The following is a 10,713-nucleotide window of genomic DNA, read 5'->3' as shown; positions in this document are numbered from 1 at the left end:
CGCCCCTGTATCGGTATCGGCCGCCCGTGGTGGCCGGCCGCGACAGCCGATGGGGACGGACCTGCGCCCGCCCCCACCCGTTGTCGGTCTAGTACATGTCGCCGCCGCCCATGCCGCCCATGCCACCGGGCATGCCGCCGGGCATCTTCTTCTCCTCCTCGGGCTTGTCCGCCACGAGGCACTCGGTGGTGATCATCAGGCCGGCGATCGACGCCGCGTTCTGCAGCGCCGTGCGCGTGACCTTGGTCGGGTCGATGATGCCCGCCTCGATCATGTCGCCGTACTCCTCGCTCGCCGCGTTGAACCCGTAGGAGGCCTTCTTGTTCTTCTTGACCTCCTGCACGATCACCGCGCCCTCGACCCCGGCGTTGACGACGATCTGCCGGATCGGCTCCTCGAGCGCCCGCTTGACGATGCCCACGCCCACCGCCTGGTCGCCGGCGAGCTTCAGCTCGTCCAGCGCCGGGATGCAGCGCAGCAGCGCCACGCCGCCGCCGGGGACGATGCCCTCCTCAACGGCCGCGCGCGTCGCGTTCAGCGCGTCCTCGACGCGGGCCTTCTTCTCCTTCATCTCGGTCTCGGTCGAGGCGCCGACGTTGATCACCGCCACGCCGCCGACGAGCTTCGCGAGGCGCTCCTGGAGCTTCTCCTTGTCGTAGTCCGAGGTGCTCTCCTCGATCTGCGCGCGGATGACCTTCACGCGGCCCTCGATGTCGCCCGGCTTGCCGGCGCCCTCGACGATCGTCGTGTTGTCCTTGTCGATCGTGATCCGCTTGGCGCGGCCCAGGTCCGCCAGCTTCACGTTCTCGAGCTTGATCCCGAGGTCCTCGGTGATCAGCTTGCCGCCGGTGAGGATCGCGATGTCCTCGAGCATCGCCTTGCGCCGGTCGCCGAAGCCCGGGGCCTTGACGGCCGCGGCGTTCAGCGTGCCGCGCAGCTTGTTGACGACGAGCGTCGCCAGCGCCTCGCCCTCGACCTCCTCGGCCAGGATGAGCAGGGGCTTGCCCATCTTCGCGATCTGCTCGAGGATCGGCAGCAGGTCCTTCATCGAGGAGATCTTCTTCTCGTTGATGAGGATGTACGCGTCCTCGAGGATCGCCTCCATCCGCTCCGGCTTGGTCACGAAGTACGGAGAGAGATACCCGCGGTCGAACTGCATCCCCTCGACGACCTCGAGGTTGGTCTCGGTGCCCTTGGCCTCCTCGACCGTGATCACGCCGTCCTTGCCGACCTTCTCCATCGCCTCGGCGATGATGTCGCCGATGGTGGAGTCGTTGTTCGCCGAGATCGACCCGACCTGCGAGATCTCCTTCTTGTCCTTGATCGGCTTGGAGAGCTTCTTGAGCTGCTTGACCACCGCCTCCACCGCCTGGTCCACGCCGCGCTTGAGGTCCATCGGGTTGGCGCCAGCCGTGACGTTCTTGATGCCCTCGGCGTAGATCGCCTGGGCGAGCACGGTCGCGGTCGTGGTGCCGTCGCCGGCGACGTCCGAGGTCTTCGAGGCGACCTCACGCACGAGCTGGGCGCCCATGTTCTCGAAGGGGTCCTGCAGCTCGATCTCCTTGGCGACCGAGACGCCGTCCTTCGTGATCGTCGGCGAGCCGAACTTCTTGTCGATGACGACGTTGCGGCCCTTGGGGCCGAGCGTGACCTTCACCGCGTTCGCCAGCTGGTTCACGCCCTTGAGGATGGCGGCGCGCCCCTCCTCGTTGTACTTGAGCATCTTGGCCATGTCTTCGTATCCTCCGTTGTGATCCGTCAGTTCGTGCGGCGGCCGGGAACTACTTCTCGATCACGCCGAGGATGTCGTCCTCGCGCAGGATCAGGTACTCCTCGTCCTCGACCTTGACCTCGGTGCCGCTGTACTTGCCGAAGAGGATCTTGTCGCCCTTCTTCACGTCGAGCGCCAGGATCGTGCCGTCGTCCTTCACCTTGCCCTTGCCGGTCGCGACCACCTCGCCCATGATCGGCTTCTCCTTCGCCGAGTCGGGGATGATGATGCCGCCCTTGGTCTTCTCCTGCTCCTCGAGACGCTTCACGAGGATCCGATCGTGCAGGGGACGAATCTTGGCCATCTTGTCGTTCTCCTTTCGCACCTTTGTGGTTACCGTGGTGGACCCATGGGGAGTCCGGCTTAGCACTCCCCGTCTTTGACTGCTAACGAGCCGCTAATATAGGGGTTGATAGCGATTCCATCAATACAGAAAATATATCTTGTCACATCATCACCACATATTGGCGCATCAGAAAAACCATATTCGCAGTACGTTTTCACCTATCGACATAATACTCGCTATTTTTCACTTTTTCTCAATTTTTTATCTCGGCTTGAATCCTGCGGCACATCATGCTATCTAGCCGGCATGTCGTCAGGCACTGCCTCGCGCCTCGCGGCCGCGCGGACGCTCGCCGGGCTCCTCGGGGAACGGCCGCTCCCCATACCGGGCCGACAGGGCGAGCGACTCGAGCCGCGGGACGCCCGCTTCGCCGCCGAGCTGGCCCACGGCGTCGTCCGCCATCTGTCGCGCGTCGACCGGGCCATCGAGGGGGCATCCGGCAAGCCGCCGGAGAGGATCTCGCGCCCTGCCCTCGCCGCCGCCCGGATCGGCGTCTACCAGCTCATCTTCACCCCCTCCGTCCCGGCGTACGCCGCAGTCTCCGCGAGCGTCGAGCTGGCGCGGGCGCTCGAGCCGCGAACAGCCGGCTTCGTCAACTGGCTGCTCCGCCGCGCCGGCCCCGAGTCCCTCGCCCCGCCGCGGCGCGAGGACTTCGAGGACGCCGCCGCCTGGCTGGCCGCGCTGCACTCCTTCCCCCCGTGGCTGGTGCGCCGCTGGATCGCGCGCCTCGGCGAGGACGAGACGGGGCGGCTCCTCGAGGCGATGAACGAGTTCCCGCCGCCGCACGTGCGTGTCAACCCGCTGCGCTCCCCGGTGGACGCCGCCCGCGACGCGCTGGCCGCCGCAGGATTCGACACCACGCCCGGGCGCTACGCGCCGGCCTGCCTCCACGTCGGCGGCTCCGGGACGCTGACGGAGACCGCGCTCTTTCGCGACGGCGCACTCTATCTGCAGGACGAGTCTTCGCAGCTCGCCGCCCTCGCGCTCGCGCCGCGGCCGGGCGAGCGCATCCTCGACGCCTGCGCCGGAGTCGGCGGCAAGACGACGCAGATCGCGGAGCTGGCCGGGAACGCGGCTGCCATCGTCGCGCTCGACCGCGATGCGCGCAGGCTGGCGCTGCTCGGGGAGAACGCGGCGCGCCTCGGCGCCCGCGGGATCGAGGCGCGGCGCGGCGACCTGCTCGACGAGGCGACGCTCGCCGGCGAGCGCTTCGACGCCGTGCTCCTCGACGCGCCCTGCAGCGCGCTCGGCACCATCCCGCGCCACCCCGAGGTCAAGTGGGCCAAGCGCGCCGCCGACCCACGACGCCTCGCCGCGACGCAGCTGCGGCTGCTCGAGCGCGCCGCGGCGCTGCTGCCCCCCGGCGGCCGCGTCGTCTACAGCACCTGCTCGACCGAGCCGGAGGAGGGCGAGGAGGTGATCGCGCGCTTCGTCGCGGCGCACGCGGACTTCGCCGCCGTCGACATGGCGGCTGCCGGGCCGGGCGCGAGCGGCATCCTCAACGCGGCGGAACTGCGGACGCCCGAGGGCTTCCTGCGTTCCTGGCCGCACCGGCATGGCATCGGCGCCGCCTTCGTGGCTCTGGCAACGCGCAGGCACTGACCGGCGCCCCGGGGGGGCGACCGACCCTCCGTTTGACAGCATCGCGAACGCAGGGTAGTAAACGTGATTGTGACAAACGAGTTACTATATCTACTCGAGCAATTTGGAGGCGGCGGCGAGGACCCGGGGAACAACGCCGTCCGCTTCCTGCTGGCGCTCTTCTTCTGGGCGGGGCTTTGCGCCGTCGCCTACCAGCAGTACGGCCGGCTGCGGGACAGGCGCGACCTGACGATCGCGGTGGCCGCGACGGTCGGCGGCGCCCGCGAGGCGGTGATGTTCCTCATGGAGTACGGCGCCTGGCGCGGCTGGTTCCCGCCCCTGCTCTCCTACCGCGTCTTCCCGCCGCTCGAGCACGCGCTCACGGACATCGGGCGCGTCATCCTCGGCTTTGCGTACCTGCGCTACTACCTCCCGGGGAAGAACGCCGGTCGGACCTACCTGCGCGCCGGCGTCGGCGCCTTCGTCGCGCTGTATCTGATCACGGCGCCCCTGTGGGTCCGCTTCCTCGACAGTCATCCCGAGATGCTCGCGGGTGGCGCGCGGTTCGGCCTGTTCTGGGGCGATTTCGCGTTCCGGCTCGCCGCCTTCGTCTTCATGGGCTTCGTCGTCGCGCGGCTGGCGACGGCCGCCCCCACGACGCGAAAGGTGCAGCCCGCGGTCTACGCGGGTTTCGTCTTCATCTTCCTCGACGAATTCCTGATGCTCATCAACCTCTCCCTCGGCGACGCCGCGTACCGCGGGCTCTTCGCGCCGGTCCGCCACAATCTCGGCATCTGGGCGATCCCGTTCTTCATCTGGGCGTTCTGGGGCGAGCTGCTGCGCCAGGCGACGGAGGAGAAGACGCGGAGCGAGGGGATCCTGACGGCCATCGGCGACGGCATCGGCATCGAGGGGCCCGACCACCGGGTGCTCTACCAGAACCCCGCGCACCGCGCGATGGTCGGCGAGCACGCGGGCGAGTCGTGCGCCGCCATGCGCCCCAGCGGCGTGGAGGAGTGCCTGCTCGCGCGCTCCTTCCGCGAGGGGACCGGCTGCACGGAGGGCAGGACCCTGCGGACCCCGGCCGGCGCCCTCGACGTCGAGGTCTCGACGTCGCTCCTGCGCGATCCGGACGGCCGGATCACGGGCGGCATCGAGGTCGTCCGCGACATCACGGCGCGCCGGCGCGCCGAGGAGGCGCTGCGCGAGAGCGAGGCGCGGTATCGGACCCTGGTCGAGAACATCGACCACGGCATCACGCTCATCGACACCCGGTTCCGGATCGTCATGGCGAACGCGGCCCACCGCCGGCTGGTCCGGGAGCCCGGGCAGGACGCCACCGGCAAGCTCTGCTACGCGGCGGTGCACGGCCGCAGCGCGGTCTGTCCGGACTGCCCGGGAGCGGTGGCCATCGCGACGCGGAAGAAGGCCGTCGTCGAGAGGAGCGTGGTCCGTCCCGACGGCAGCGCGCTCTCGGTGCGGATCCAGGCCTTCCCCGTGCTCGGTCCCGACGGCGCGGCGCACGGCTTCATCGAACTGGTCGAGAACACGACCGAGCAGAAGAAGGCGGAGGCCGAGCGCCGTCGGCTCGAGGAGCGCATCCAGCAGACCCAGAAGATGGAGAGCCTCGGCATCCTCGCCGGCGGCATCGCCCACGATTTCAACAACCTGCTCATGGGCATCCTCGGCAACACGGACCTCGCGCTGGCGAAGACGGCGCCGGAGTCGCCCGCCCGCCCCTTCCTCAAGTCCGTGGACCGCGCGGCGCAGCGGGCGGCGGACCTGACGAACCAGATGCTGGCGTACTCCGGGAAGGGGCGCTTCGTGGTCGAGCCGATCAACCTCTCGCGGGTCGTCGAGGAGATCGGGCACCTGCTCGCCACCGTCGTCTCCAAGAGGGCCACGGTGCGCTACCACCTCGCGGCCGATCTACCGCCGGTCGAGGCCGACGCGACCCAGATCAGGCAGGTCGTGATGAACCTGATCACCAACGCCTCGGACGCGCTCGGCGAGGCGGAGGGGACGATCACCGTGGCCACGGGGGTGATCGACGTCGACCCGGCCTACCTCGGCTCGCTGGTGCTGAGCGACCGGCTCGAGCCCGGCCCGCACGTGTTCGTGGAGGTCTCGGACAACGGCGCCGGGATGGACGAGGCGACGCGGGCGCGGATCTTCGACCCGTTCTTCACGACGAAGCACACCGGCCGCGGGCTCGGGCTGGCGGCGGTGCTGGGCATCGTGCGGGGGCACCACGGCGCGATCAAGGTCTACAGCGAGCCCGGCCGCGGGAGCACGTTCAAGGTGCTCCTCCCGGCCCTGCTGGGCGCGCGCGAGCCCGCGGCCGGGCACCCCGAGGCGGCGACGGCAGCCGCGCCCGGCCAGGCGGGGGCGCGCGGGACCGTGCTGGTCGTCGACGACGAGCCCATGGTCCGGGAGACGACGCGCTCGATGCTCGAGGAGGCCGGCTACAGCGTGCTCACCGCCTGCGACGGCGCGGAGGGCGTCGAAGTCTTCCGCGCCAACGCCGGGCGGCTCGCGGCGGTCATCCTCGACATGACGATGCCGCGCATGGGCGGCGAGGAGGCCTTCCGCGAGATGCGGCGCATCGACGAGACCGTCCCCGTGATCCTCTCGAGCGGCTTCAACGAGCAGGACGCGGTGAACCGCTTCATCGGCAAGGGGCTGGCCGGGTTCATCCAGAAGCCCTACCGGCTGCAGGCGCTCCTCGAGAGGCTCGAAACGGCGCTGGCGCGCCGCGCGGGACGCCGCCCGGCCGACGAGGCCTAGGCCGGCGCGGCCCCGATCCCGGAACCGCGCCTCAGATGGCGAACCGCACCACCCCGGCGACGCTGTAGTCCTGCGTGTCCCCGAGGTCGGCGCGATACTCGAGCATCACTTTGATGTTGGCGCGCACGAGCACGCTGAGATTCAGGTTCAGGAACTGCAGCGTATCGGCGTGCGAATCTGCGGCATCGAGATTCTCGTAGCGCACCGAGCCCTGGAGCGCCGGGGTCAGGACATAGTCGGCCTGGGCGAACCAGGCGTCGTAGCCGCGGGTGGTCTCGTCGATCCTGGCGCTGGTTTGGCTGTCGAGCAGCCGCAGCCGGTCGGTGCCGTGGAGGGCGACGCCGAAGACGTTGAGATCCCGGAAGTACCACGAAGCGAAGAGACCGATGCGGTTGTAGCGCCGGTCCTGCATCGTGAAGGGGTTACCCGAGGCGTCGGCAACCGCGAAGTCTATCTTCGACCCGTCGCCGGTATAGCCGAGCAGGCCGACGCGCAGGGAGCTTTCGCGCCAGTTCTTGGAGGCGTGCGCCTCGCCACTCATGGCCGGCATGTCGGCCGTGCCGGCCATTCCTGCCATGCCGGCCATCTCACCGCCCTCCCCGCCGCTCTCCGAGCCGTCGAGCCCCATGCCACCGAACTTGTAGTCGACGCGCGCGTAATAGTCCCGGCGGTTGTTGCCGTCGGCCGTCTCGCCGGTCGCCCCCGGGCCCATCCCGTTGCAGGCGCCGATCGTGTAGAAGAGCCGGTGCGCCGCCACGCCGTAGATCTCGATGCCCTTGACGTTCGCCGGCAGGCTGATGCCGCCTTTGTCGGAGAGGCCGGTCCCGCCGTGGAACCCGATCGGGTTGTAGGAGAAGATCGTGCCGATGCCGTTGTCGGTCATGAGCCACATCTCCTGGACGCCGGCGTCCAGGTCGGGCGCGAACTTCCCGATCTTGAAATTGACGAGGTGCTCGGGGCCGAAGGGGGAGTTGACCTGCAGCTGCGCGTGCTCGATCTCGACGTCGCTGCCGCTGTCGGGGCGCTCCGCGTAGGTCACCTCGCCGAAGAAGCTGAAGGCATCTCCGAGCGTTCCGGCGGTGAAGAGATTGACCTCCTGGGGAAACTCGAACGAGGTGCGCCTGCCGCCCGGGCCCGAGGTCAGGACCGTCGCCAGCTTCACGTTCACGGCGAGCGGAACGGTGCCGGGGATGTCGGTCGGGTACACCGCCGCCGGCCAGAGGCGCTTGTCGGCCTCGGCGCCCAGGGCGACGGGCTTCTCCTTGACGGGCTCCTCCTTTTCGTGCCCGGCGGGCATGCGGTAGCCGTTCAGCCGGAACGCCTCGCCGTGAGCGTTGAGCTTCGGGAAGATCACGTGGCACGTCTGGCAGGAGGTCTGGTACTTCCGGGCGAAGATCGGAACCGCCCCGGCGGGACGGGCGGCGGCGATCACGATCAGGCCAGCCGACAACGACAGCAGGAGAACCGGGCGAAATCCGCGCGCTGTTCTGTCCATGGAGCCTCCCTTTGCACGTCGTGCAGAAGAACGTCGAGCGCTGCGTGCGCCGCCGTGTCTGTTATGGCGCCTCCTGCGGCCCCGCTCAGTCCTCCGGCGGGCGCCGCTCCAGGCGCTGCGCGTACTCGGGATAGAGCTTCCTCAGGCACTCCGGGCAGATGCTGTGGGAGAACTCCGCGGTCGAGTGCCGCGTGACGTAGGACTCGACCTGGACCCAGCGGTCCTGCTCGTCCCTGATCTTCTTGCACGAGGAGCAGATGGGCAGGATGCCCTCGAGCGTGCGGATGCTGCGCTGCGCCTGCCGCAGCTCCGCGATCAGCCGCTCGCGCTCCTCCTCGGCGCGCTTCTTCTCCGTGACGTCCCGGTTGCTGCCGCGCGTGCCGATGAAGCGCCCCGCGCCGTCGTGGATGGGCTGGCAGACGTGGTCGATCCAGCGGACCGCCCCGTCGCGGCGCCGGATCCGGAACGAGATCTCGGCATGCGCCGGCGCGACCGTCACCTCGCGGCGGTGGCGGGCGAAGAGCTCGCCGTCCTCGAGGACGATGATCCGCTCCAGCAGTCCGGGGTCCGCCATGAACTCCTCCGTGCCGTAGCCGGTGATCCGCGCGGACGAGGGCGAGGAGTAGAGGAAGGCGCCCTGCGGGTCGAGCCAGAACTCCCAGTCGTAGGTGTTGTCGGCGACGACGCGGTACTTCTCCTCGGACGCCCGCAGCTCCTCCTCGACGCGCCCGCGCTTGGTGATCTCCGACCCGAGGGCCTCGTTGAGGGCGACCAGCGCTTCCCGCCGCGAGAGCACCGTGTGAACGTACGCGGCGAGCACGAGCGTCAGCACCGTGCCGATCGGCAGGACGAACCACTGGGCGACCGGGTAGGTGTTCCCGAGGTACGCCGCATTCGGGCGGACCTCGATCCCCCACCGCCTCCCGGCGAACGGGAACTCGGCGCGGCCGCGGACCGTGGCCGGGATGAGCAGCGACCGCCAGGTCCCGGCAGACGGGAGGCGCGCGGTCCAAGAGGCGATGACCTGCCCGTCCGGCGACGCCGAGAGGTCCAGGAGGCCGAACGGCAGTCCCACCGGCGTTGTCGTCCGGAGCGCGGCGCCGATCAGCTCGTCCGGGTTGAAGATCGCCTGCACGAACCCCCGCAGGGCGGCCTGGCGCTGCGCCGGCGTCGACCTCGGCGCCTCCCTTTCGTAGACGGGCGCGAAGACCACGAAGCCGAAGACGCCCGGCTTCCCGGCGAGAACCACCCGCTCGGAGACGACCGGCGACCCGGTGTCCCCGGCCTCCTCCAGCACGGCGCGGCGGACCGGCGAGGAGCCGATGTCGTAGCCGAGGACCACGAGCGCCCCGGGATCGCGCGTGTTCGTGAAGAGGACCGGGTAGTACTCCGGGCGCTCGCCGAGCCGCTGGCGGCCCTTGCCGGGCGCCCCCTCGTAGAGCTCGTAGTCGTCCCGGCCCAGGAGGCGGCGCGCCTTCGCCTCGAACGTCGCGCGCTCGCCGGCGCGCACCCGGGGCACGAAAGCCAGTGCGATGAGTCCCGCGTCCTCCCCGGGGAACTGGTCGGCGAAGGAGAGGAAGGCGCCGCGATCGACCTCGCCGACCGTCTCGATGAAACCCGCAACGGCCCGGGAGATGACGAGTGCCTTGTCGAGCTTCTCCTCGATGATCCTGGCCCGCGTCGAGACGTCGGCGGCGAACTTCCCCTCGAAGGAATCCACCAGCAGGTGGCGGGCCCCCGCGAACCAGACCGCGGTGGCGAGGGCGCCAGCAACGACGACGCCCAGCGCGAATCTCAGTGGCGATCTCATCCTGAAGCGCCCCCCCAACTCTCGCCCGCCGAGCGACTTTGAGGGTAGGCCGTCGCGTTTCCCGCGTCAATGCGCCCCCGGCGCCTTGGGAGCGAGCGCCGGCGCCGGCCGCGGGGACCGGCGCCGGCGGGTACCGCGCTACTTCTGCTTCGGCACCGGGTAGGTGAACTCGTCCAGCAGCGTCTTGGCCCCCGCGACGATCTTCACCGTGACCTTGTCCGGCCCGGCTGCCGTCAGGTCAACGTCCGCCCCGTAGCCGCCGTCCATGGCCATGGCCATCGCCTTCTGCTCCGCCCCGCCGGCGCCGACGATCAGATAGCCGACCTTCGCGTCGGTCACGGGCTTCGCGTCGGCGCCGGTGACGTAGGTCATGAGGTGATGCGACTTCATCTTCGCCATGCCCGTCTCGTGGCCCATGTGCTCCTGGCTCTTCGCCATCTCCCTCATGTCGATCAGGTAGTACTCGATCGTGAAGCCCTCGACCTTCGCCTCCCGGATCCTGGTGCCGTGGCGGTTCCCTTCCATCTTCTTCATGTCGTGCCCGGCCATGGACTCGTGTCCCGACTGGGCCACCTGGACAGCGGCCTTCTCGTGCTCGCAGGAGCCGCAGTCGGTCGCCGCCCGGGCCGCGCCGCCCAGACCGAGAGTTGCTGCCAGGACCACTGTCGTGATGAGCTTCGTCTTCATCGTTCCTTCCTTCTCCCTTGCGGGTGTTGAGCTACGCCGAGGCGCCGGCCGTGCCGGTTGCCGCAGCGGTGCGCGGGTCGGGCAGATTCCCGATGTCCCGCTCCAGATCCGCGCGCAGGCGCGGATCCACAGGTGCAGACTGGTCGATCACCACGCATTGCCGTCCTTCCGGATTCGCGCTCATGCGCCGATCTCGCGCTGTTTCCAGATCCGCGCGCAGGCGCGGATCCATAGGT

At 69.5% G+C, this 10,713-nt stretch carries 8 protein-coding genes; 2 read left to right on the top strand and 6 right to left on the bottom strand.

Annotated elements, in window-relative coordinates; translation table 11 throughout:
- Positions 1-88: 88 nt before the first annotated feature.
- Both groL and groES read right to left on the bottom strand, forming a co-directional pair.
- Positions 89-1,732, bottom strand: a complete 1,644-nt coding sequence (gene groL / locus VI078_13735) for a chaperonin GroEL (GenBank protein HEY6000345.1) — start codon at positions 1,730-1,732, stop codon at positions 89-91.
- A 49-nt stretch (positions 1,733-1,781) separates the two neighbouring features.
- On the bottom strand, positions 1,782-2,075 hold the full coding sequence (gene groES, locus VI078_13730; protein HEY6000344.1) for a co-chaperone GroES: 294 nt from the start codon (positions 2,073-2,075) through the stop codon (positions 1,782-1,784).
- A 288-nt stretch (positions 2,076-2,363) separates the two neighbouring features.
- Here groES and rsmB point away from each other — a divergent pair, with 288 nt between their 5' ends.
- Both rsmB and VI078_13720 read left to right on the top strand, forming a co-directional pair.
- Positions 2,364-3,719 carry a 16S rRNA (cytosine(967)-C(5))-methyltransferase RsmB gene (gene rsmB / locus VI078_13725; GenBank protein HEY6000343.1) on the top strand — a complete coding sequence of 452 codons (1,356 nt, stop codon included), beginning with the start codon at positions 2,364-2,366 and terminating at the stop codon, positions 3,717-3,719.
- A 63-nt stretch (positions 3,720-3,782) separates the two neighbouring features.
- Positions 3,783-6,485, top strand: a complete 2,703-nt coding sequence (locus tag VI078_13720; protein HEY6000342.1) for a response regulator — start codon at positions 3,783-3,785, stop codon at positions 6,483-6,485.
- Between the two features lie 31 nt (positions 6,486-6,516).
- Here the strand turns inward: VI078_13720 and VI078_13715 are convergent, their stop codons facing one another.
- The 4 genes from VI078_13715 to VI078_13700 all read right to left on the bottom strand — a co-directional run.
- The gene (locus VI078_13715; GenBank protein ID HEY6000341.1) at positions 6,517-7,980 is read right to left on the bottom strand and encodes a hypothetical protein; all 1,464 of its coding nucleotides are present in this window, start codon (positions 7,978-7,980) and stop codon (positions 6,517-6,519) included.
- A gap of 85 nt (positions 7,981-8,065) precedes the next feature.
- On the bottom strand, positions 8,066-9,790 hold the full coding sequence (locus tag VI078_13710) for a CHASE domain-containing protein (GenBank protein ID HEY6000340.1): 1,725 nt from the start codon (positions 9,788-9,790) through the stop codon (positions 8,066-8,068).
- Positions 9,791-9,928: 138 nt separating this feature from the next.
- Positions 9,929-10,477, bottom strand: coding sequence for a hypothetical protein (locus tag VI078_13705; GenBank protein ID HEY6000339.1), 549 nt, complete (start codon positions 10,475-10,477; stop codon positions 9,929-9,931).
- A gap of 31 nt (positions 10,478-10,508) precedes the next feature.
- On the bottom strand, positions 10,509-10,713 hold a 205-nt coding region (locus VI078_13700; protein HEY6000338.1), incomplete at its 5' end, for a hypothetical protein.

The sequence above is a fragment of the bacterium genome (assembly GCA_036524115.1).
Lineage (GTDB): Bacteria > JAUVQV01 > JAUVQV01 > JAUVQV01 > DATDCY01 > DATDCY01.
This window is presented reverse-complemented; position numbering and strand designations above follow the sequence as displayed.

Excerpts from the sequence above, each read along its gene's own strand:
- groL (HEY6000345.1), bottom strand. The coding sequence starts at position 1,732 with ATGGCCAAGATGCTCAAGTACAACGAGGAGGGGCGCGCCGCCATCCTC.
- groES (HEY6000344.1), bottom strand. The coding sequence starts at position 2,075 with ATGGCCAAGATTCGTCCCCTGCACGATCGGATCCTCGTGAAGCGTCTC.
- rsmB (HEY6000343.1), top strand. The coding sequence starts at position 2,364 with ATGTCGTCAGGCACTGCCTCGCGCCTCGCGGCCGCGCGGACGCTCGCC.
- VI078_13715 (HEY6000341.1), bottom strand. The coding sequence starts at position 7,980 with ATGGACAGAACAGCGCGCGGATTTCGCCCGGTTCTCCTGCTGTCGTTG.
- VI078_13710 (HEY6000340.1), bottom strand. The coding sequence starts at position 9,790 with ATGAGATCGCCACTGAGATTCGCGCTGGGCGTCGTCGTTGCTGGCGCC.
- VI078_13705 (HEY6000339.1), bottom strand. The coding sequence starts at position 10,477 with ATGAAGACGAAGCTCATCACGACAGTGGTCCTGGCAGCAACTCTCGGT.